The organism is Nonomuraea sp. MTCD27, from assembly GCF_041950495.1.
In the GTDB taxonomy this organism is placed as follows: domain Bacteria; phylum Actinomycetota; class Actinomycetes; order Streptosporangiales; family Streptosporangiaceae; genus Nonomuraea.
The window spans coordinates 17,696-40,178 of sequence record NZ_JBGNUW010000020.1 but is presented as its reverse complement, the minus strand read 5'-3'; the positions used below and the strand labels follow the sequence as shown (position 1 = coordinate 40,178).

Sequence of the window (22,483 nt, the reverse complement as noted above, 5' to 3'; positions counted from 1 at the left end):
GACGACCGGCCTGGGGAAGTTACGCGGACGTTTCGATGGGTTGACTGAAGGGTGCACGCCCCCGTGACCAAGGTCAAGGGATTCGCGACAATCCTCCCGGCAATCTTCCCGAATCGACGGAGTCGAGCACCCTCGCCGCGCCCCCCAGCGCGGCCGCGTCGTGCCCCAGGGTCGAGGCCACGACCTGGCATCCCCCGGCTTCGGCGGCGATCACGCGGTGGCCCAGCTCCCCGTGGACGGCGGGCAGCAGCCACGGCGCCAGCGGGACGTAGTAGCCGCCGAGGATCACCACTTCGGGGTTGAGCAGGTTCGCCAGGATCGACACGCCCTGGCCCAGGCTCCTGCCCACGGATTCGAGCGTGGCCAGGGTCGCCGGGTCGGCCGCGCTGGCCAGGCGTACGACCTCCTCGATCTCGACCTGGATCTCCGCCGGGGACAGGTCTCTGCGCAGCACGGCACCGATGCCGGCCATGGCCTCCAGGCAGCCGCGCCGGCCGCAGTGGCAGGCGGGGCCTTCGGGGTCGAGCTGGACGTGGCCGATCTCGCCGCTGTAGCCGCGCCCGCCCCGGCGCAGCCGCCCGTCGAGGATGACGCCGGCGCCGACGCCGATCTCGCCGGTGAGGTAGACCAGGTCGGAGGCGCCCGCGTGCGCGCCGAAGCGCTGCTCGGCCAGGGCCGCGAGGTTGGCGTCGTTGTCGACCTGGATGGGGAAGCCGGGATCGCGCAGCGCCTTGGCCAGGTCGCCCCCGAGGTCGGCGTCGTGCCAGCCGAGGTTGGGCGCGATGCGTACGGTGCCCTGCACGTCGACCAGCCCCGGCACGGCCACGGCCAGGCCGAGCACCTGGCGCTCCTCCTTGGCCATCCGGCTGACCACGCGCCTGATGATCGCCCCGACGCCGGCCACGCCCTGGTTGACGGACTCGCCCCCCGAGAACGAGCGCCGCCACGTCAGCAGCCGCTCCCCCGCCAGGTCGGTGGCCACGGCCGAGACGGTGTCGACGTTGATCTCGACCCCGATGGCGGCATACGGCGAGCCGTCGAGGACGAGCATCGTGGCCGGCCTGCCGACGCGGTTTTCCGTCAGCCCGGTCTCGCGGACGAGCCGGCGGTCGATGAGGTCGGCGACCAGGCTGCTGACGGTCGCCTTGTTCAGCCCGGTGGAGGCGGCGATGTCAGCGCGCGAGCACGGTGCGTGCTCGCGCACGAACCGCAGGACGACCGCGAGGTTGGTGGCCCGTACGTCGGCGAAGTCGGCCGGCTGAGGGCCGGTCGTAGAAGTGATCAATATCAGCCCCGTTCCCGCCAAGAGATGACCCCAGCATGCCGCATCGCGGGCTCCCTTCACCAACCTGTGACCGTCGCGATCCCTTGTGGCTGCTGACACAGTCTACTAATTTGTTTGGTCGTAATACCAACTAATACTAAGAGGCCATCCCCACTCGGAGAAAGGGAGCGAGCCATGGCGATCTCCACGAACCGCCGCGGGTTCCTCGGCCTGGTCGGCGCGAGCGTGCTCGTAGCGGGCTGCGCCGAGAAGAAGGAAGTGTCCAGGGGCACGGCCGTGGCGGCCGACAAGCTCAAGAGCCTGGTGCCCACCAGGGTCCCGTTCGAGATTCCCGGGCTCAAGCCCGACCTGCCCGGCAGCGAGTTCGTCCAGCCCGGCTTCCTGTCGCGTCCCGCCCAGATGGTGCAGGCGGTCACCGCCAAGCCGCTCACCAGCGGCAAGGAAGTGACCGCAATGACGCCGCTGTGGGGGACGGTGCCGCCGGGGCTGGGCAGCAACTCCTACTACGACACGGTGAACGAACGCCTCGGCGGCACGGTCCGCTTCAACATCTCGGACGGCAACACCTACGGGCAGAAGCTGAGCACCGTCCTGGCCAGCGGCGACGTGCCGGAGATGGTCATGGTCCCGGAGTGGGAGCTCATCAAGATCGGCCACTTCACCGAGGCGGCCAACAAGCTCTTCGCCGACCTGTCCCCCTACCTGGCCGGGGACAAGGCCAAGGAGTTCCCGCTGCTGGCCAACTACGACACCGCCGCCTGGCAGTACGGCGTCTTCGGCGGCGTCCTGCAGGGCATCCCCTGGCAGAACGACCCGTTCCCGTTCGCCACGTTCGTCCGCCAGGACATCATGGAGGAGCTCGGCCTGGAGCACCCCAAGACCGCCCAGGACCTGCTCACGCTCGGCAAGGAGATCACCGACGCCAAGAAGAAGCGCTGGGCGTTCGGCGGCGGCATGGAGCAGGAGCTCCAGCGGGCCTTCGGCGCGCCGCGCGAGTGGCGCAAGAAGAGCGACGGCACCCTCGAGTACAAGTACGAGACCGCCGAGTGGGCCGCCAGCATCGAGTTCCTGGCCAAGATCTTCGAGGCCGGCTACGTGCACCCGGACATCGTGGCCAACAAGGACGCCGACAACAAGGGCATCTTCGGCAGCGGCCAGATGATCATCTACCGGGACGGCCTCGGCTCCTGGCACGAGAACATGGGCCGGTTCGGGGCGGACAACCCGAAGTTCCGCCAGATGATCGTCGACCCGTACCCGGCGCAGGCGGGCGGGAAGCTCCTCATGTGGCGCAACGAGCCCGCCAGCATGTTCGTCTTCATCAAGAAGGGCCTCGGCGACGCCCGCACCCGCGAGCTGCTCGCGCTGTCCAACTGGGCCTCCGGGCCGTTCGGCACCCAGGAGTACGAGCTCGTCACCAACGGCGTCGAGGGCAAGCACTACACCGTCGAGGGCGGCAAGGTGAAGCAGACCGCGCTCGGGCGCAAGGAGGTCGCGCCCACGTACCTGTTCCTGTCGGGCCGGCCGAACGCCAACTCGATGAGCCAGTACGAGGGCCTCGTCCAGGGCCTGTGGGACTGGTCGACCAAGGCGGCGGCGATCCTGGACAACGACCCGTTCGTGGGGATCCGCGTGGAGCGGCCGTCCAAGATGGCCGGGCTGACCGTACCCACCGAGGACAAGGTGCAGGAGATCGTCCGGGGCAAGCGGCCCGTCTCCGAGTGGCCCAAGATCGTCAAGGAGTGGCAGGACCAGGGCGGGAACGAGGCGCGCGAGTTCTACATGAAGGTCGCGCGTGAGAACGGCCGGCTCTGAGGCCGTGAGGAGCACTCCATGGACACGATGACGTCGGGGGACGTCTCCATGCCCGGGAACGGCCGATCATGGGTGCGGTGACCGCCAAGCGGCCCGTCCGGAGCGGCACGCCCTCCGGCGGCCCGGTCGCCTCGCCGCCCGGCCTGACCTGGCGGGCCAAGCTGCGCAGGGACTGGCCGCTGGTGGTGATGAACCTGCCGATGCTGCTGGTGGTGCTCGCCTTCTGGTGGGTCCCGGCGCTCGGCAACGTGATCGCCTTCCAGGACTACAACCCGTACACCGGCGGCATCGCCGGCAGCCCGATCATCGGCTTCACGAACTTCGCGCTGCTCTTCGAGGATCCGCAGTTCCTGCGCGCGATCGGCAACACCCTGTCGATCACCGCCTTCCAGCTCATCTTCTACTTCCCCGTGCCGATCATGCTGGCGCTGCTGCTCAACAGCATCGCCTCGGCCAAGCTGAGGGCGTTCGTGCAGGGCGTGGTCTACATGCCGTTCTTCTTCTCCTGGGTGCTGGTCGTGGCCATCTTCCAGCAGATGTTCGGCGGGGCGGGCCTGCTGGCGCAGATTTTGCGGGAGAACGGCCGCGAGGCCGTGGACTGGATGACGAACTCCGACACGTTCATCCTGCTCATCACGTCCCAGACCATCTGGAAGGACGCCGGCTGGGGCGCGATCATCTTCCTGGCCGCGCTCAGCACCATCGATCCGAACCTCTACGAGGCCGCGGCCGTGGACGGGGCCCGCCGGTGGCGGCGCATGTGGCACATCACGCTGCCCGGCCTGCGCCCGGTGATCATCCTGCTGCTGATCCTGCGGCTCGGCGACGCGCTGAACGTCGGGTTCGAGCAGTTCATGCTGCAGCGCAGCGCCGTGGGCAGCGAGGCGTCCGAGGTGTTCGACACGTTCGTGTACTGGTCGGGCATGCGTACCGGCGATCTCGGCTACGGAGCGGCGGCCGGGCTGTTCAAGGGCCTGGTGGGACTGCTGCTCATCGTGGCGGCCAACCGGGTGGCGCACGCGTTCGGCGAGCGAGGGGTGTATTCCAAGTCATGACCGCACTGACGACCAGGCCCCGCCCCCGCAAGCCCGCCAGACTGGCGCCCTGGGAGGAGCGGCCCTCGCCGGTCGGCCGGCTCGGCAAGGGCACGCTGGTGACCCTGATCGTGCTGATCGTGCTCGGCCCGCTCTACACGATCGTCCTGACCAGCCTGAGCTCCACGGCCACCGTGAACCGGGCGGGCGGGCTCGTGCTGGTGCCCGACGAGATTACGTTCGAGGCGTACCGGCAGATCTTCTCCGACACCGTCGTCAGCCGGGCGGTGCTGGTCAGCACCGGTGTGACCGTCGTGGGCACGCTGCTCAGCGTCGGGGTGAGCGTGCTGGGGGCCTATTCGCTGTCGCGGCCCGGCTCGTTCCTGCACCGGCCGCTGCTGTTCAGCGTGCTGCTGATGTTCGTGTTCTTCCCCGGCATCATCCCCGTCTACCTGATGGTGAGCGGGCTGGGGCTGAAGGACAGCTACTGGTCGCTGATCCTGCCGACGGCCGTGTCGGCGTTCAACGTGGTGGTGCTGCGCTCGTTCTTCATGAGCATCCCGGGCGAGGTCCTGGACAGCGCGCGCATCGACGGGGCCGGGGAGTTCCGGATCCTGTTCCGGATCGTGCTGCCCATGTCGAAGGCGGTCACGGCGGTCGTGGCGATGTTCTACGCGGTCGGCTACTGGAACGCGTGGTTCAACGCGATGCTCTACATCGACGACACACGCAAGTGGCCGCTGGCGCTGATCCTGCGGCAGTACGTGGTGGACTCCAACCCGCTGCCCGCCGCCACCGCCGGTGTGACGGGCGACGCCCCGCCCACCCTGGCGATCAAGATGGCCATCGTGGTGATCGCGGTGATCCCCGCCCTGATCATCTACCCGCTCGTGCAGCGCCACTTCACCAAGGGCGTGATCGTCGGCGCGATCAAGGGCTGATCGGCGGGGGCGCCCCGCCGGGAAGCCCCCGTCACGCGACTCCCGGCCGCCCGCCTGGCGCGCCGTCAGGAGTAGAAGTGCATGACGATGCCCAGGCCCACGAAGTGCACGAGCACGAGGATCACGATCAGCGAGACGAACACGAACTTGGCCGGACCGTGCTCGAAGTGCTTGCCCTCCTTGAGGGGAGGCAGCTTGGCCTGGCGCTCGGCGATGCGTTCCTCCAGCGGCTTGCGGTGAAACACGGGGCGACCTCCAGGTCGGGGGGCGTAAGATTTGCGTGGCATCTTTTTGTACACTATTAGTTTGTACACAAAGTAATTTACCAGAAGCATCCGGAGGTTCGCACAGATGGAGCCTGTGACAGAGGCAACAGATCTCCTGGCCCTGGACCGGCAGGTGTGCTTCGCCCTCAGCATCGCCTCGCGCAGCGTGATCGGCCTCTACCGGCCGCTGCTGCAGCCCATGGGGCTCACCCACCCGCAATACCTGGCCATGCTCGCGCTCTGGGAGCACGAGCCCCTGTCGGTCAAGGCGCTGGGCGAGCTCCTCCGGCTCGACCCGGGCACCCTGTCCCCGCTCCTCAAGCGGCTCCAGGCCCTGGGCTACATCCATCGCGAGCGCAACAGCAAGGACGAGCGCGCCCTCGCCGTGACGCTCACGCCGGAGGGCCGCCAGCTGCGGGCGGAGGCGGAGAAGATCCCGCCCGCCATCGTGGCCCGCCTCGGCATGAGCCTCGAAGAGCTCCAGGACCTGCACACGTCCCTGATGCGGGTGATCGCGGCCACCCACGCGGACGAGGACTGACGGTCAGCCGGTGAAGATGTCCTCCGGCAGGAACGCCGAGACCAGGAAGCTGGGCACGTCCACGAGCTGGCTGACCTTGAGGTCCACCGCGACGCTGCAGATCGCGTACGCCTGCTGGGCGCTCCACCCCCGATCCCCGAGGTGGTCGATCATCTCCAGCAGCGCGTTGCGGGCGGCCAGCGTCGCGTCCTCCGCCACCACCTGCCCGTCCCGGCTGACCGACATCCCGGTCGTGGCGTAGAACCTCCGGGGCGCCGCGAACGGCGCCGCCACCCAGTAGTCCGACCGCGAGAACCGCGGCCCCCTGATCCCCTTCTCCGCGGCCTCCCCCGGGTGCACGGCGAAGCGCACCCGCAGCGTGGCCCGCATCTCGATCGCCGTCCCGCACGCCTCGCAGTCGCCCTGCGCGAAATGCGCGTCCCCGGCCGAGAACAGCGCCCCCGGCGTGTCCACCGGCACGAACAGCCGCGTCCCGGCCCCGAGCTGCTTGATGTCCACGTTCCCCGCCTGCTCCCTGGGCGGGATCGTCCTCAGCCCGGCCGCCCCGGCCGTGGCGGGCACCGCGCCGTCGGGCGACGGCGGCAGCACGAACCCGCCGCGCTCCAGCGCCGCCTGCTCGCGCGCCGTGATCCTGGCCAGCGAGCCGTGCCCGGGCGACAGCCCGATCGTCCCCATGAACGGCGCCGCCGGGATCCGCACGCCCGGCAGGTCGTCCGACACCGCCCAGCCGTCGGCGAGCTGCCAGCGCACGATGAACGGCTCGGGGAACACGTCACGCAGGAACCCGAAGCCGGGCACCTGCACGGTATAGCCGTAGCCGTCCGGCACGACCTCCAGGATCTCGATCTCCAGCAGGTCGCCCGGCTGGGCGCCCTCGACGTGGACGGGGCCGGTGAGCGGGTGCACGACGTCGAGATCCGGCGCCTCGACGGTCTTCAGCGTGGCGTTCGGGCCCATCTGGCCGTCGAAGGCGTCCCTGGTCTCCATGACCACCTCGTCGCCGGGCGCGCAGCGCACGACGGGCGGGATGTCCGGGTGCCAGCGGTTGTGGCCGGTGCCGGGCTCGTCACGAAGGGGGAGGGCGGGATTGATGCGGATCTCGTGTACGGCCATGGCGGCCCCCTCGGGTGCGGCGTGTGAGGTGTGAGCGCCACGCTTCGCCCGCCCGTGCCACCTGTCAAGACCTCAGCAGCTCGTACGCCGCGTACGCGGTGATCCCGTACGCCAGGTGCGGCAGGACGTCCGACACCCACGCCGAGGCCGTCCACTCGCGCGGATCCGTGGCGCCCAGCGCGGTCAGCGGGACGTTCGAGCCGAGCATGGCGAGCGCCGTCAGCCCCAGCACCCCGACCGCGCACGGCGGCCGCCGCCCCGACGCGAGCAGGCCGTAGCAGACGGCCGCACCCGCGCCCGTGCCGTAGCCCAGCAGCGAGCCGAGCGCCTCCTTGCGATGCTCGCGCCGCTCGCCGTCCCCGAGGTCCACCTCCGCCAGGCCGGCCAGCCGCTCCACGGCCTGCCCCGGGGTGCTGCTGGCCCCGCGCGCCCGGATCACCATGTCGAGATACGAAGCGACGTTGAGCGCGCTGGTGCCCGCCGCGCCCGCGATCAAGCCTTTGACGAGTGTGTGCATGTGCCACCAGCTACCCGAGACACTCCGTTCGACGCCGGCCACCCAGGGCCGCGGCGCCCCTCACGCGAACAACCGCAGCGCCAGACGCAGCAACCGCGCGTTCTCCGAGCTCAGGACGCCCTCCGCCGCGCGGGCCAGCTCCTCCACCTCGGCGCGCCACCCGGCCGGGAGCCGCGCGGGCGGGGCCGTCGAGCTCCGGCACCACCGGACCAGGTCGTCGCGGGCCCACCCCCTCAACTTCTCGTCCGGGTCCCGTACCAGCAGGAGGTCCGCCCTGACCCGGCTCCAGGGGTCCCGGTGGACGAGCAGGCGGTACGCGGCCCGGCGGACGTGCAGGGGGTGGCCGGTGCCGAGCAGTGCCCACAGGCGCTCGGCCGGCACGCCGGGACCCGCGGCCTGCACGGCGGCCACGACGTTCCTGACCACCACCGGGGCCGGGTCCTCCAGCAGGGCCGTCACGTCGGCACGCGACCCCAGGCGGCGCAGCGTGCGTACCGCCTCCGCGCGCACGCGCGACCGCGGATCCCGCAGGTACGGCAGGACGAGGGCGTCGTCGGCCCGCGTGCCGCAGTCGCCGAGCCCGGCCAGCAGCCCGCGCGTCGCCCCGCCCGCCTTGATGCGTTGGCGGTAGAGCTCGGCGGGTTCGCCACCGGCCCGCCGCACGGCCCACTGCGCGGTCAGCCGCATCATGCCGGCGTTGTCGCCCAGGAACCGCGGCCCGTGCTCCGGGTGGCCGAGCTGTACGAGAGCGGTCAGCGCCGCGATGCGGCCCTGCGCGGTGGCGCCGTCCAGGATCTCCACCGCGTGCTCGGGCCGTTCCCCCGCGACCGCCCGCGCGGCCAGGGCCTGGGCGCACCGCGTGCGTGAGACCTGGTCGGGCTCGTGCAGCGCCGCCGCGACCAGCCGCTCGTGATCCAGTCGGCCGGCCTGGACCAACACGTCGTACGCGAACCGCCGCGCGCGGGAGTCCGGGCTCCCGAGCACGAGGTCGAGGGTCTCCTGGCCGGCCCGCATGAGGGCGTCACGGACCTGCTCCAGGGCCGGACGGCCGCGGACACGCTCGCCCATGCGAACGGCCACCGGCACCGCGATCGGCAGCGCGACCGGTAGCGCAGCCGCGTCCGCGAGCACCTCGCCCAGGACGCGCAGCGCCCTGTCACGTACCGGATCGACCCAGTCGGTGGTCCTGACCAGCAGCAGGGGCAGCAGCCCGGCCTCGGAGCGCATGGCGGGATGCGCCATCGCCCGTGCCCGCTCGCGCCCGTTCCAGCCGCAGGCCGCCAGCGCGACGGCAAGCGGGGTGGCCGGTTCCGGCGCGACGGCGGCCGGTGCCGCGTGGGACCGGCAGTCGAGCGGGGGCGGCGGGGACTGCCGGCGCACCGCCAGGTCCAGATCGATCCAGGCCAGTGGATCGACCGCCGCCAGCACGTCCATGGCCCGCGCGGCCGGCTCCGCGTCCGCGGCGAGGGCGTACAGGCCGATGGCCAGCTGGTCCAGGCCACTGTGCCGCCCACGACCGGTCGCGGTGACCAGCCGATGGATGGAGTCCACGATCTGCTCCACGGGCGGATCCACGGGCTGATCCACGGGCGGCTCGCCGTGCCGCAGGAAGTGCTCCTTGATCCATGTCACGCCGACATCGTCGCACCCGAAAGGGTGATGTTTCCTGCCAATATCCGCGGCGGGGACCCCCGATGCCGAGGGTCCCCGCCGTCTCGTCCTACGCCGGAGTGCAGGTAAGAGTGGTGGGTGAGGTGTGGGTGCCGGTGTAGCTGCCGTTGAAGCCGAACGACGCCGTGGCGCCGGCCGCCAGGTTGCCGTTGTAGCCGGCGTTCGCGGCCGTCACGTCGGCCCCCGTCTGGGTCTGGGTGGCGCTCCAGATCTGGCTGATCTTCTGGTCACCCGCCCAGCTCCACGTCACCTTCCAGCCGGTGATCGCGGACGTGCCGGTGTTCCTGACCGACACCTCCGCCTGGAAGCCGCCCGGCCAGGTGTTGCCCGCCTTGTACGTCCCCGTGCAACCGGTGCCCGTGGTGGGCGTGACCGTGGGCGTGACCGTGGGGGTCACGGTGGGGGTCACGGTGGGGGTCACGGTCGGGGTCACGGTCGGGGTCACGGTCGGGGTGACGGTGATGGGCGGGCCGGTGCGGTCGCCGTAGATGATGCCGCGGCCGTTGGTGCCCAGGTAGACGCGGCCGTACACGCGCGGGTCGCCCGTCAGGGCCTCGCCCATGTTGCCCCACTGGTGCTTGTCGTCGTTGATGCGCGACCAGCTCGACCCGCCGTCGTCGGAGCGGTACAGGCCCGTGACGCCGTCGATCGTGGCGACCGCGAAGACCGCCATGTACGTCCCGCCGGGCGCCGCCTTGCCGAAGCCGACGTTGACCGCGTTCGTGACGGCCGCCAGCTTCGTGAACGAGGTGCCGCTGTTCGTCGAGTGCCACATGCCGCCCTCGCCCGCGACCCAGAGGTCACCCTCGACGCCGGGCACGGCCTTGACCTTGCCGTTCGCGGGCAGGCCGGTCGCCGCGGCGGCGGTGAACGTGGCGCCGCCGTTCGTGCTGACGTACAGGCGGCCGCCGCTGAGGCCGTAGAACTTCATCGGGTTGACCCGGTCCGACTCCACGATCGCCCCCGTCGGCAGGCCCGACGCCTGCTGCCAGGAGTTGCCGTAGCCGACCGAGTAGACGGGGGCGACGCCCTTGGGGGCCCAGACGAAGCGGGAGCCGTCGGCCGCCGCCGCGACCGTGCCGCCCTCGTTGACGCCGCCCGGCTCCGTACCCTGGAACCAGTTGGCGCCGCCGTCCGTGGAGAAGGCCACGTGGCTGTCGTTGGGGCGGTCGGCGTCGGTGAAGTTGCCCGCCCTGACCATGATCGAGGGTGCCTTCTCCGCGTAGTCCAGGCTGGTGGTGGAGGTGAAGACAGGCGCCGTGAACATCATCGGCGGTACGGCGTCCAGGTTCGTGTGCCGGAACCCGGCGATGTCGCCCAGGCCGCTGACCAGGGGCGCGCCGCTCGGCGGGCTGATCAGGTCGAGGACCGCCGTCTCCTCCAGGCCCTTGGCCATCGGCTTGATGGTGAACTGCCCGCCCGAGTCCCAGAGCGCCAGGTTCTCGGTGCCGTAGATCGTGGCTCCGGTGCCGTACATCATCCTGTTGGAGTCGAACGGGTCGATCTCCAGGGACTCGGTCATCCAGCCCAGCTTGGGCGTGACCTCGGGCGGCTGCGGGTTGGTGCCGAAGGTCAGCCAGGGGTTCTCGGCGATGTCCATCTTGTAGCGGAACGAGCGGTTGGGGTACGACGTCCAGTCCCACACGCGGGTCCACGTGGCGCCGGAGTCGGTGGAGCGGAAGAAGATGACGTCCGGCCACCACGAGATCTGCGTGGCCACCATGATCGTGCCCGGGTTCTGCCGGTCGATGGTCAGGCCGCTGTAGCCGAAGTAGTCGTCGGCGCTGGAGGACGGGACTGGGCTGATCTGGGTCCAGACGCCGGTCGCGGTGGCGTAGCGCCACACGTCGCCCTTGGCCCCGTCGTACGGCCCGCCGGTGTCGCTCGTGGCGAGGTAGAGGTAGCCGTTGACGGTGTCGAGCACGCCCTTGTGGGCGAGGTAACCGGTGGGCTGGCCGGCCAGCCGCGACCAGGTGGCGCCCCCGTCCGTGGTGCGGTAGACGGTGTTCTCCTTGTCGGCGACGCCCACGTAGATGGTCCTGGTGGCGGTGCCCGCGGTGGACGAGCGCTTGTCGTAGGTCACCCAGACCACGCCCGGCCGGTGGCTCAGGTAGCCGTTGGGGTCGCTGGGGTCCTGGGCGTAGTTCCCGGCGTTGGGGAACGCGGTCACCTTCGACCAGGTCGCGCCGTAGTCGGTGCTGCGCCACAGGCCGTTGCCGTTGGGGGCGCCGAAGTACAGGACGCGGTTGTCGTTCGGGTCCACCGAGAGGGCCTCGCCCATGCCGCGGCCGGGCATGTTGCCGCCCAGCTTGAACGGCAGCGCCGTGACCTGCCAGGTGTCGCCCTTGTCCGTCGAGCGCAGGATGGCGCCGTTGTTGGGGTCCCAGCTGTTGGTGTACATGCCGACGGCGGCGTACACGCGGTTGGTCTGCACGGGGTCGGTGGCCAGGCTGATCACGCCGTTGTAGCCCCACTTGTCCCAGCCGACCCAGTCGAGCAGCGGGGTCCAGGACCTGGTGGACTGGTTCCACCGGTACGCGCCGCCGATGTCGGTGCGGGCGTAGACGAGGTTGCGTTCCGTCGGGTTGAAGATGATGCCGGGTACGAAGCCCCCGCCGTCGATCCGGACGTTCTTGTACGCGTACGGATCCGAGGCGACCGCCGCTACCGGCGACATCCGCACGACGGCCGCCACCAGCAGGACGGCGGCGGTCGTGAGCATGACGAATAATCTTCTTCGCATGCGCGGCTCTTCCTTTCCAGGCACGCCGAGAGGCGCCCCAAAGGCGTCAGATGACCGCCATGCACGAGCAGAATGCAGGACCCTGACCGTCGCCGCGCCTTCGCGCATGAGCTTTCCACCAGAAGGCTCACACACGTGCGCGGCGGAGGTCAATAGTTTGGATAGACAACGAATTAACCAGGCCCAGGAGGCACGATGACGACATTCCCCGACTACCGCGTCGACGGGAAGATCGCGCTGGTCACAGGCGCTGCGCGGGGTCTCGGGCGGGCGATCTCGCTGGCGCTGGCCAACGCCGGAGCGGACGTCGCGCTGGGCCTTCGGGACGCCGGGGCGGACGGCGGGCCGGCGGACGAGATCCGGGCGCTGGGCCGCGTGGCGCTGCCCCTGCAGATGGACATGACCGCCCCCGGGCAGATCGCCGAGGCGGTCCGGCAGGTCGTGGACCGGTTCGGCCGGATCGACCTCCTGGTCAACAACGCGGGCATCGCCCCCGGCAACCCGGCCGAGGACGTGACCGAGGACGACTTCGACCGGACCCTGCAGGTGAACCTGAAGGGCACCTTCCTGGCCAGCCAGGCGGCGGGCCGGGTCATGATCGGCCAGGGGTACGGCCGGATCGTGAACGTCGGCTCGCAGGCCGGCGAGGTGGCCCTGCCCGGCGAGTCCATCTATTGCATGACAAAGGCCGCCATCGCGCACCTCACCCGCTGCCTCGCCGTCGAATGGGGCCCCCACGGCATCACCGTAAACAACGTGGCCCCCACCTTCATCCGCACCCCGGGCACCGCGCCGGCCCTGTCCGACCCGGCGTTCGAGGCGGACGTGATCGAGCGGATCGCGGCGCTGCACCGCATCGGCGAGCCCATGGACGTCGCGGGCGCCGTGCTCTTCCTGGCCTCGCCGGCCGCCTCGCTGGTCACGGGGCACACGCTCGTCATCGACGGCGGCTGGACGGTCCGATGACGAGGGAGCTGGTGTTCGAGGACACCTTCGACGGCGACCGGATCGACGAGTCGAAGTGGATCGCCCGCTACCTGCCGCAGTGGACCACCCGCGACCGCTCGGCCGCCCGCCACCGGCTCGGCGACGGCCTGCTCCGGCTGCGCATCGAGGAGGACCAGCCGCCGTGGTGCCCGGACCTGGAGGGCGAACTGCGGGTCTCCTCCCTGCAGACGGGCGTGTACGCCGGCCCGGTCGGCAGCCGCGTCGGCCAGCACGGTCGCGGCCCGGACGCCGTCGTCCGCGAGGCCCAGACGCCCGCCAGGCTCTACACCCCCCGGTACGGCCTGATCGAGATGCGGGCCAGGGCGACCGACGACCCGCACAGCATGGTCGCGCTCTGGATGATCGGCTACGAGGACGCGCCCGAGCGGTCGGCGGAGATCTGCATCGCGGAGATCTTCGGCCGCGACGTCCGGCCCGGCTCCGCGCGGATCGGCATGGGCGTGCACCCCTTCGCCGACCCGCGCATCACCGACGACTTCACGGTGGAGACGCTGCCCATCGACGCCCGGGAGTTCCACGTGTACGCCGCCGACTGGACCCCGGACCACGTCTCCTTCTTCGTGGACGGCGACCTCGTCAGGACGGTCCACCAGTCGCCGGACTATCCGATGCAGCTCATGCTCAACATCTACGAGTTCGAACCGCACGGCCCGTACCCCAAGGAGTTCACCGTCGACTACGTGCGCGGTTACCGATAGCCGCCCAGAGCGCGACCCCGATGTAGAGCGCCTGCTCGGGGATCCGCTGCCACAGCGGTGAGGCGAGCTCGGAACCGGCCGCGACGGCGTGGACGTTCGCCGGCAGCAGGAGCACGAACAACACCGCCAGGGCCACCCCCGCCGCCCTGCGGGTGCTTTCGAGCACGAGCCCCGCGGCCCCGGCCAGCTCCAGCACGCCGGACGCGTACACCATGAAGGCCGGGAACGGCACGAACGGCGGCACTATCGCCACCATGTCGGCGTGGTTCGGCATGAACGTCACGCCGGCCGGGACGAAGTGGGCGCTGGCGGTCACGACGAGCATGACCGCCAGCCCGTGGGCCGCGCTCACCCGCCACGTGCCGAACCGGCCGACACCGAGCACCCCCAGCAGCCGGAACGCCACCGTGGCGACCAGCAACACGATTACCACCATGAGACCCCCCATCGATAGCGTCACTATCCAACAATATTAGATACCACTGCTATCCAAAAGGGCAAGCGAACGGCGGCCACGAGACCGTGGCCGCCGTCCGTCAGGGTGAGCTCACCGGGCGAGCGCGAAGTCCCTGATCCGCAGGTCGCCCTTGAACACCAGGTAGAGGCCGCCGGTGCCGGCCTTCACCGTCGCGCTCGCGGTGCCGTACTGGTAGATCCCGCCGGTGGCGGGCACCGGCACGGTCGCGAGCAGCGTGCCGGTCGGCGAGCCGCGGCGCACCTCGAACGAACCGCCGCTCACCGAGGACACCGCGGCCGTCAGGCGCGAGCCCCAGGAGGCGCCGGTGTACGACACCCAGTCGCCGGCCGAGCCCTCGACGACCTCGCCGCCCGCCTTGCTCTCGTCGGCGAAGGCGACGCCCGAGTAGCCGTCGAAGTCCATCGCCCGGGTCGTCCTGGCCAGGTCGCGCACGGGGATGGTCTCGCCGGGCACGCGCAGGGTCGTGGCCTGGCGGATCCGGTCGGAGGCGGAGCCGACGAGGACGTCGTGGGTGGCGTTCTCGACCGCCCACTTGTTCCGGGTGTGGTCCCAGACGGCCAGGTCCGGCTTCTTCAGGGTGAACGTCACCGTGCGCGTCTCGCCCGGGTTCAGCGTCACCCGCTGGAAGCCGCGCAACTGCTTGACCGGCTGCGTGAAACGGGACTCGCGCTGGTGGGTGTAGAGCTGGACCACCTCGTCGCCCCTGGCCCTGCCGGTGTTGGTGACCTTCACGCTCACCTTGTCGCCCTGGACCCTGAGCCCCTGGTAACCGAAGGAGGTGTAGCTCAGCCCGTGCCCGAAGGCGTAGAGCGGCTTGTCCTCGCCGTACAGGTACGTCATCCCGGTCCTGGTCAGGTCGTAGTCCAGGATGCTGGGCAGTTCGTCGGTCGCCGGCCAGGTCTGGGTGAGCCGGCCGCCCGGGTTGACGTCGCCGAAGAGCACGTCGGCGACGGCGTGCCCGGTCTCGGCGCCCGCGTGCGTGGTCCACAGCAGCGTCGGCGCGTCCACGATGACCGGGTAACTGGTCTCCAGGACGACGACCGTCTTCGGGTTGGCCTTGCGCACGGCCTCGATCAGCCGCCGCTGGCCCTCGCCGAGCCGCAGGTTCTCGCGGTCGTGGAACTCGCGCCCGGCCACGAACGGGTGGCTGCCCACCACCACGACCGCGACCTCGGCCTTGGCGGCCTGCGCGGCGGCCTCGGCGACGCCGTCGGAGACGACCTCCTTGCCGAACTCGGCGGCCTGCGCCTTGGGCACCAGGCCGAGCGTGCCGTCGGTGACGCCCACGTACGCGTCGGGCAGGGCGAACCAGCCCTCGACCGTCTCGTAGCCGGCGTACTTGATCAGGTAGTTGCCGTCGGCCTGCTTCTCCAGCGCGAACTGCTGCGAGACGTACCAGCCGTCGGGCTCGGCGTCGTCGGTGTCGAGCGAGCGCCAGTCACCGCCGAGCAGCCTGCCGTTGCCCGCGTTGCGCAGCGTGGAGACGCCGCCGGTCCAGTCCGTCAGGTCCCACTGCGAGGCCGCGGTGGGCGCGGTGTCGGTGAGCGCCGCGTTGTCGTTCGGGCCGGTGCCGGTGGCGGTGATGTACCTGCCGGAGTCCAGGTGCTTGAGCGCGATCCGCTCCAGACCCTCCCCGGTGGTGACGGCGCCGACGCGCTCCTTGATCCCGTCGAGCGGCGTCACCTTGTACGGCATCTCGCCGGAGTACCAGTCGCGGTAGAGCTTGGCCGACAGCGGCCCGACCACGGCCGCCGACCGCGGCCCGGCCAGCGGCAGCACCCCGGAGTTTCGCAGCAGCACGGCCGCCTTCCCGGCGGTCTCCCGGTTGAGCCGCTTGTTGGCCGCGCTGTTGATCACATCCGCGCCGATCTTCTTGTACGGCCCGCCGTCCGGGTCGAAGTGCCCCAGCCGGGTGCGGATGGACAGCACGCTGCGCACCGACTTGTCCACGTCCGCCACGGTGATGCGGCCCTGGTCGAGCGCGGCCTTGAGGTTCGTGACCATCGGGCCGATGTCGCTGTTGTCGATGGTGAAGCTGTCGAGCCCGGCCTTGAGCACCGCGGCGAACGCCTCGGGCTTGTTGTCGTAGTACCGCTCCAGGTCGGTGAGCGCGTGCGGCCCCCACGCGTCGCTGGGGTTGTAGAGCGTCTTGTCCGTCCACGACCTGACCACGTCGTTCAGGTCCGGGTTGACGTGGTTGGGCCGCCCGTTGACCAGGTTGTACGACGCCATGACCCCGGTCGCGGCGTCGGCCGAGACGGCCGCCTTGAAGGCCGGCTCGTAGTACTCGTGCTTGAGCTTCGGCGTCAGGTTGGAGGAGGTCAGGCTGCGGTTGGTCTCGTTGTTGTAGGCCAGGTAGTGCTTCAGGACGGGCGCGGTCTTCAGGTAGAAGGGGTCGTCACCCTGCAGCCCCTTGCCGTACGCCGTCGAGATGGCCCCGGTCAGCAGCGGGTCCTCCGAGTAGCCCTCCTCGTTCCGGCCCGCCCGCGGGTCGCGCAGCAGGTCGACCACCGGCGCCCACACCTGCAGGCCCCACAGGACGGGATCGGCGGCGTTGTAGCCGCGCGTCTCGTCGCCCACGGCCGAGCCGACCTTCCTGATCAGCTCGGGGTCCCAGGTGCTGGCCAGGCCCACCGCCTGCGGGAACACGGTGCCGCTGGCGAACTTCTGGTTCCAGTTGTCGTTGAGGTGGTTGGACCAGGCGACGCCGTGCAGGGCCTCGGTGCCGTTCTTGTGGTAGGCGATGCCCAGGCGCGGGATCGCCGGCTGCGACTGGTGCAGCAGGCTCAGCTTCTCGTCCAGCGTGAGCCGGCCGAGCAGGTCGCTGACGCGCTGCTCCAGCGGCAGGCTCGGGTCCTGGAACGGGTGGGTCTCGGCCGCCTGGGCGGGCGGCACGGCCAGCATCGAGGCCGCGAGAGCGACGGTCGCTAATAGCGGGATTTTTCGCATTATTGGGGGTTCTCCATCACTTGATGGCGCCGACCGTCACACCTCGGGTCAGCGTCCGCTGGAAGATCAGGAAGAAGGCGATCGCCGGTACGACGCCGAGCAGGGCCGAGGCGCTGGACATGGTGGCGTCCATGTACTTCTCGCCCTGCAGGACACCGAGCGCGACGGGCACCGTCTGGGTGTCGTTGGAGATCAGGAAGATCAGCGGCAGGAAGAACTCGTTCCAGGTCCAGATGAAGAAGAAGATCAGCAGCACGTTGATCGTCGGCCGGCTGATCGGCACCACGATCCGCCACAACGACCGCAGCCGCCCCGCGCCGTCGATCGCCGCCGCCTCCAGGATCTCCTTCGGGAACTGGCCCAGGACCGCGCTCAGCAGGTACGTGCCGAACGCCGCCTGGATGGCGGTCATGACGATGATCACCGCGAGCTGGGTGTCGTAGAGGCCCACGGCCTTGGCCAGGTAGTACAGCGGATAGGCCAGCGCCTCCTGCGGCAGCGTGTTGGCCACCAGGAACAGCACCAGGATCCACAGCCGGCCCTTCACCCGGCCGATGCCCAGCGCGTACGCGTTGAGCACGGACAGCACGACCGCCAGCACCGCGACGGACGCGCTGATGACGAAGCTGTTCCAGAGCTTGGTGCCGAACTCCACCCGGTTCCAGAAGTCGACGATCCCCTGGAGGTGGAGCCCGTCGGGCAGGCTCAGCGGCCCCTGCGAGCTGTACTCGGCCGGCGACTTGATCGCGTTCATCCCCACGATCAGGAACGGGAAGATCATCACGACCGCGAGCACGACCAGCGCGAGCAGCACGGCCCAGCGTCCGGGCCCTCTCATGACTCACGCTCCTGGACGCGCAGGAACAGGAACGTCACCACGATGATGATCAGCGCCAGCACCGTGGCGATCGCGGAGCCGTACCCGACGTTGCTCTTCTGGAAGAAGTTCAGGTACGAGAAGTACGACGGCACCATCGTCGCGTTGCCGGGCCCTCCGCGGGTCAGCACGAAGATCGGCCCGAACACCTTCAGCGCGGCGATCGTGCACGTCAGCAGCACCACGAAGATCTCCGGCCGGATCTGCGGGATCGTGATGTGCCAGAACTTGCGCCACCACGAGGCCCCGTCGATCTCGGCGGCCTCGTAGTAGGACGGGTCCACGCGCTGCAACCCGGCCATGAAGATCACGACCGGGTAGCCGAGCTGGAACCAGACCATGATCCCCATGACCGTGGCCAGCGCCAGGTCGGGGTCGCCGAGCCAGTCGAGGTCCAGCCCGAAGATCTGGTTGACGGCGCCGTACGACGGGTGCAGCATCCACCCCCACACCACGCCCGCCACCGCCACCGGCAGGACCTGCGGAAGGTAGTACATCGCGCGCAGCGCGGAGGCCGTGCGCGTCCCGAACCGCTTGCCGATGTAGTCGAACAGTGCGGCCGCCAGCACGAGGCCGATCGCGGTCGGCACGACGGCCATGGCCACGATCAGCCCCACGTTGTGCTGGAACGACTGCCAGAACCGCTCGTCCGCCAGCAGCCGGGTGTAGTTGTCGAGCCCGATCCAGCGCGGCGTGCCCACCCCCGACCAGCGGGTGAAGCTGGCGCCGACGTTCATCAGGAACGGCACGACGATGACGGCCAGGAACAGCAGCAGGCTGGGGATCAGGTAGAGCCAGTACCCCCGCCTGCCGCTCGTGCGCACTCTCATCTAGTTGCCAATGTCGGCGAGGTTGTCCTCGTACGGCTTGGCCAGCTCGTCCAGCACCTGGGCGGAGGTCTTGCTGCCGTTGATGAGCTCCTGGACCCCGGCCACCATCACGTCGTAGTAGCCGGGCGCCGGCCAGTCGGGGTAGAAGGCCAGGCCGTCGGAGGTGGTCAGCTTGTTGAAGGTCTCGATGAGCTCCTTGCTCTTCGCGTCGGTGATCGCGGCCGGGTCGGCGGCCACGGGGACGCCCCCGGAGTTGCCGAGCAGGTTCTGGATGTCCTTGCTCATCGTGATGTCGATGAAGTCGTAGGCCAGGTCCTTGTTCTCCGACTTCTCGGGGACCACCCAGAGGTTGCCGCTCGAACCGGGCGACATCGTGGCGCCGGGGAACAGGAAGTGCCCCCACTCGAAGTCCTTGATCTCGGAGGCGAAGCGGCCGTACCACCAGCTTCCGCTGATCACGATGGGGAACTTGCCGTTCATGAACGCCACGCCCATGTCCTCGGCCTTGAGCCCGGCGGAGTTCTTGGCGATGTAGCCCTTCTTCACCCAGTCGGCCAACGTGTCGGCGCCGTAGGTGAACTCGGGGCCGTGGAAGTCGACCTTGCCCTTGTAGGACTGGAACGCCTCCAGCCACGGCTTCTGCGCCTTGGTCAGCGCGAGCTGGTAGAAGATCTGCTGCGCCGGGTACTCGGCGCCGGCGTTCGAGACGGGGGTCACCCCGGCCTTGACGAAGGTGTCCAGCGCGGCGGTGAACTCCTCGTACGTGGTCGGGACCGCGACCTTGTGCTTGTCGAACAGCTCCTTGTTGTAATAGACCATCACGAACTCGCCGTAGTTGGGCACGCCGAACCACTTGCCGGTGCCCATCACGCCCCGGTCGTCATATCTGGCGGTGGTCTGCAGGCCGCCGGGCAGCAGCTTGTCCCAGCCGCGCTTGGTGACCTGCTCGCTCAGGTCCGTCAGCAGGCCCTGCTTGGACAGCAGCCCGGACGTGGCGTTGCCCTTGTTGTACTCCATGATGTCGGGCGCCTCGTCGGAGTTGAGCACCATGCTGGCCGTCTTCTGGATCTGTTCGAAGCCCTTCTCCTCGAACTCGACGGTCACGTTCGGGTGCGACGCCTCGAACTTCTTGATCGCCTCGGCCCACGCCTTGCCCATGGCGCTGTCGGCCGACTCGTAGTGCCAGAGTTTCAGCACGCGGGGCTGGGTTCCACTCGGGCTGGGGGTGTCCGAGCCTCCGCCCGAGCCGCAGGCCGACAGGGCGAGCGCGGCGGCGGCCAGCACCGCGGCACCTCTCAGTTTGACCATGATCCCTCCAGGGGGTGTTACGAGATGACGGTCCGCACGGGAGCTCCGGTCGCCGGGACGATCTCGACCCCGGTGACCCGCTTCGGGCCGGTGACGACGACGCGCAGCTCGTCGCCGTCCCTGGTGGCGACGGCGACCGTCACGCCGTCCGCGTCGTGGATTTCGGCAGTGTGGGTGCCGGGGCCGTCGCCGCCCCCGAAGGCGACGAGGGTGATCTCGGCCGGCACGTCCACCGTGTCGCCCTGCTCTTGGACAGGGATGAGCGCGCCGTACCGGACGAACAGCGGGATCTGGTCGAGCGGCTTGCTGACCCGGACGTAGCGGGCGCCGTCCAGCACCTCGCCCGTCCAGTGGTCCACCCACCGGCCGCGCGGCAGGTACACCTGCCGGGTGCCCTCCGGCGCGGTCATGGGGGCGACGAGCAGGTCGCGGCCGAGCAGGTACTGCAGGTCGGCCTGCCAGGCCACCGGATCGTCCGGATGGTCCACGCACAGCGCGCGCATCATCGGCGCGCCGGTGCGCGCGGCCTCGACGGCCGCCGAGTAGATGTAGGGCATCAGCCGGTAACGCAACTTCAGCGCCGCCACGGCCTCCGCCTCGACCTCCGGGAACTCCCACGGCTCGCGGGTCGTGGTGCCGTGCAGCCGCAGCAGCGGCGACAGGGCGCCGAACTGGGCCCAGCGGACGTACAGGTCGTCGGTCGGGCGGCCGGTGAAGCCGCCGGCGTCGTGGCTCCAGAACGGCACGCCGGACAGGCCGTGCGCGAGCCCGCCCCGGATCGTGCTGCCCATGGCGGCGTAGCTGGTGTAGGTGTCGCCGCCCCACTGGGCGCTGTGCCGCTGGCCGCCCAGGTACGACGAGCGTGCCCACACCAGCTCGTGCCCGTTGACCTCGCGGGTGACGCCGGCGACGACGTCGTTGAACAGCAGGGTGTAGACGTTGTGCAGGTCGGTGCCGGTCATGCCGTTGAACGCCACCGCGTCGCTGGGCACGCCCTCGGCGAAGTCGGTCTTGAACGCGGCCACGCCCTGGCGCAGGAGCGGGCGCAGCAGGTCCTTGAACCACTCGACGGCCGCCGGGTTCGTGAGGTCCACGATGCCGCAGGCGGGGAAGGAGCCGTGCCAGCAGTCGGCGACGTACGGGGCTCCGTCCTGGTTCTTCAGGAAATATCCGGCTTCGGCGGCTTCGCGGAATGTCGGGCTGAGGTGGGAAATATAGGGATTCATCCAGAGGCAGACCTTGAACCCCATCCCCTCCAGCTCGGCCAGCATGCCGGCCGGGTCCGGGAAGTTCTCCGGGTCCCACCTGAGGTCCGACCAGTGGCCGTCGGTCTGCCAGTAGGTGTCCAGGTGCAGCACGTCGCACGGGATGCCGCGCTCCCTGATCGTGCGCGCCCGGGCCAGCACCCGCTCCTGGCTGTCCACGCGGAACCCCGAGGAGATCCAGGTCCCGAACGCCCACTTGGGCGGCAGCGAGGGCCGGCAGGTCAGCAGGTCGTAACGGTCCAGAACCTCGGACGGCGTCGGCCCGGCGATCACGTAGTAGTCCATCACGTCGTCGGGCACCACGATCTGCACGACGCTGTGCGTGGACTGGCACATGTCGAACTCCATGGGCGCCCCGCTGTCGACCAGCACGCCGTACCCGTGGCTGGACACGTACAGGGGCACGTTCTTGTACGCCCGCTGCGACTCGGCCCCGAAGGCGTCGAAGTTCCACATGACCGGCCGCTGGCCGCGCTTGTCCAGCCGGGTGAACGACTCGCCGAACCCGGCGAACGCCTCGTCGGGCGCGGCGGCGAAGCTCTCGTGATAGGCCACGGGCGTACCCCCGGAACTGGAGCGCCCGAACGGCAGCGTACGCAGGCGGCCGCTGATGTCGGTGTGCCCGCGGTCCTGCTCGACCAGCGTGGCCCCGGCCGCGTCGGTGAAGCGCAGGTGCCACGGCGCCAAGGTGATCTCGGCCCGCAACGACCCGGCGTCGAGCACGATCGGCTCACCCGGCTCCGCCACGGCACGTGCCCCTGAGTACGTGCCGGGCGTCACCAGCGAGATCGCGCCCTCGGAGCGCGGCCGGGCGGTGGCGTCCTCGGACAACCGCACCCGGATCACGCCCTCGCCCGCCACACCGACCTGGACGACCAGCGTCTCCTCCGCCGAGGTCACCGCCTTCAGCATCACCTCGGCACCGTCGGCCGCGACCAGCTCGGCGGCGGTGACCGCCGACAGGCCGGTCTCGCCGCGCGTGCGGACCGGCAACTCGGGCGGGTCCGCGACGAAGTACTCGTGCGCGACCAAGGGTGGGCGATAGGGCATGGAAGCTCCTTCAAACACGGCGCAAACTCGTGAATTAGTTTGCTGTCCATACCAACAAACGTCAACGGTGCGACTGCCGGGAACGCGAAAAGGC

The 22,483-nt window shown here is 70.0% G+C and carries 18 protein-coding genes; 6 read left to right on the top strand and 12 right to left on the bottom strand.

Annotated features, from left to right (window positions below; translation table 11 throughout):
- Positions 1-73: 73 nt before the first annotated feature.
- Entirely contained in the window at positions 74-1,285 is a 1,212-nt protein-coding gene (locus ACBJ59_RS45130) for an ROK family protein (protein WP_375116245.1), read from the bottom strand.
- Between the two features lie 174 nt (positions 1,286-1,459).
- Between ACBJ59_RS45130 and ACBJ59_RS45125 the strand changes: the two genes are divergently transcribed.
- From ACBJ59_RS45125 to ACBJ59_RS45115, 3 genes are all read left to right on the top strand, one after another.
- Entirely contained in the window at positions 1,460-3,100 is a 1,641-nt protein-coding gene (locus ACBJ59_RS45125) for an extracellular solute-binding protein (RefSeq protein WP_375116244.1), read from the top strand.
- A gap of 68 nt (positions 3,101-3,168) precedes the next feature.
- A complete protein-coding gene (locus ACBJ59_RS45120; protein ID WP_375116243.1) occupies positions 3,169-4,155 on the top strand; it encodes an ABC transporter permease in 987 nt (328 codons plus the stop codon).
- Positions 4,152-5,075 (top strand): carbohydrate ABC transporter permease, encoded by a 924-nt coding sequence (locus ACBJ59_RS45115; RefSeq protein ID WP_375116242.1) that lies wholly within the window; start codon positions 4,152-4,154, stop codon positions 5,073-5,075. The genes ACBJ59_RS45120 and ACBJ59_RS45115 overlap by 4 nt, the downstream gene beginning before the upstream one ends.
- 65 nt (positions 5,076-5,140) lie before the next feature.
- Here the strand turns inward: ACBJ59_RS45115 and ACBJ59_RS45110 are convergent, their stop codons facing one another.
- On the bottom strand, positions 5,141-5,320 hold the full coding sequence (locus ACBJ59_RS45110) for a hypothetical protein (protein WP_375116241.1): 180 nt from the start codon (positions 5,318-5,320) through the stop codon (positions 5,141-5,143).
- Positions 5,321-5,435: 115 nt separating this feature from the next.
- Here ACBJ59_RS45110 and ACBJ59_RS45105 point away from each other — a divergent pair, with 115 nt between their 5' ends.
- Positions 5,436-5,882, top strand: coding sequence for a MarR family winged helix-turn-helix transcriptional regulator (locus tag ACBJ59_RS45105; protein ID WP_375116240.1), 447 nt, complete (start codon positions 5,436-5,438; stop codon positions 5,880-5,882).
- A 3-nt stretch (positions 5,883-5,885) separates the two neighbouring features.
- On the opposite strand, the gene ACBJ59_RS45100 is transcribed toward ACBJ59_RS45105, so the two are convergent.
- The 4 genes from ACBJ59_RS45100 to ACBJ59_RS45085 all read right to left on the bottom strand — a co-directional run bounded on the left by ACBJ59_RS45100 (position 5,886) and on the right by ACBJ59_RS45085 (position 11,926).
- Complete coding sequence (locus ACBJ59_RS45100) at positions 5,886-6,995, bottom strand: acetamidase/formamidase family protein (protein WP_375116239.1); 1,110 nt, start codon at positions 6,993-6,995, stop codon at positions 5,886-5,888.
- A 64-nt stretch (positions 6,996-7,059) separates the two neighbouring features.
- Positions 7,060-7,512 carry a hypothetical protein gene (locus ACBJ59_RS45095; protein WP_375116238.1) on the bottom strand — a complete coding sequence of 151 codons (453 nt, stop codon included), beginning with the start codon at positions 7,510-7,512 and terminating at the stop codon, positions 7,060-7,062.
- 60 nt (positions 7,513-7,572) lie between these two features.
- The gene (locus ACBJ59_RS45090) at positions 7,573-9,144 is read right to left on the bottom strand and encodes a hypothetical protein (protein WP_375116237.1); all 1,572 of its coding nucleotides are present in this window, start codon (positions 9,142-9,144) and stop codon (positions 7,573-7,575) included.
- Between the two features lie 88 nt (positions 9,145-9,232).
- Positions 9,233-11,926, bottom strand: a complete 2,694-nt coding sequence (locus tag ACBJ59_RS45085) for a cellulose binding domain-containing protein (protein ID WP_375116236.1) — start codon at positions 11,924-11,926, stop codon at positions 9,233-9,235.
- 195 nt (positions 11,927-12,121) lie between these two features.
- On the opposite strand from ACBJ59_RS45085, the gene ACBJ59_RS45080 reads away from it, so the two are divergent.
- Together ACBJ59_RS45080 and ACBJ59_RS45075 are read left to right on the top strand one after the other, a co-directional pair.
- Positions 12,122-12,892, top strand: a complete 771-nt coding sequence (locus ACBJ59_RS45080; protein ID WP_375116235.1) for an SDR family NAD(P)-dependent oxidoreductase — start codon at positions 12,122-12,124, stop codon at positions 12,890-12,892.
- On the top strand, positions 12,889-13,632 hold the full coding sequence (locus tag ACBJ59_RS45075) for a glycoside hydrolase family 16 protein (RefSeq protein ID WP_375116234.1): 744 nt from the start codon (positions 12,889-12,891) through the stop codon (positions 13,630-13,632). Before ACBJ59_RS45080 ends, ACBJ59_RS45075 begins: the two co-directional genes overlap by 4 nt.
- Here ACBJ59_RS45075 and ACBJ59_RS45070 read toward each other — a convergent pair.
- From ACBJ59_RS45070 to ACBJ59_RS45045, 6 genes are all read right to left on the bottom strand, one after another.
- Positions 13,601-14,068, bottom strand: a complete 468-nt coding sequence (locus tag ACBJ59_RS45070) for a hypothetical protein (RefSeq protein WP_375116233.1) — start codon at positions 14,066-14,068, stop codon at positions 13,601-13,603. The two genes, ACBJ59_RS45075 and ACBJ59_RS45070, sit on opposite strands and share 32 nt — an antisense overlap.
- Positions 14,069-14,179: 111 nt before the next feature.
- Positions 14,180-17,059: a glycoside hydrolase family 3 C-terminal domain-containing protein gene (locus ACBJ59_RS45065; protein ID WP_375116232.1), complete on the bottom strand. Its 2,880-nt coding sequence runs from the start codon at positions 17,057-17,059 to the stop codon at positions 14,180-14,182.
- 16 nt (positions 17,060-17,075) lie between these two features.
- Positions 17,076-17,897, bottom strand: a complete 822-nt coding sequence (locus tag ACBJ59_RS45060; RefSeq protein ID WP_375116231.1) for a carbohydrate ABC transporter permease — start codon at positions 17,895-17,897, stop codon at positions 17,076-17,078.
- On the bottom strand, positions 17,894-18,766 hold the full coding sequence (locus tag ACBJ59_RS45055) for a sugar ABC transporter permease (protein ID WP_364112566.1): 873 nt from the start codon (positions 18,764-18,766) through the stop codon (positions 17,894-17,896). The genes ACBJ59_RS45060 and ACBJ59_RS45055 overlap by 4 nt, the downstream gene beginning before the upstream one ends.
- On the bottom strand, positions 18,767-20,074 hold the full coding sequence (locus ACBJ59_RS45050) for an ABC transporter substrate-binding protein (RefSeq protein WP_375116230.1): 1,308 nt from the start codon (positions 20,072-20,074) through the stop codon (positions 18,767-18,769).
- 17 nt (positions 20,075-20,091) lie between these two features.
- Positions 20,092-22,389 carry a TIM-barrel domain-containing protein gene (locus ACBJ59_RS45045; RefSeq protein WP_375116229.1) on the bottom strand — a complete coding sequence of 766 codons (2,298 nt, stop codon included), beginning with the start codon at positions 22,387-22,389 and terminating at the stop codon, positions 20,092-20,094.
- Positions 22,390-22,483: the final 94 nt, after the last annotated feature.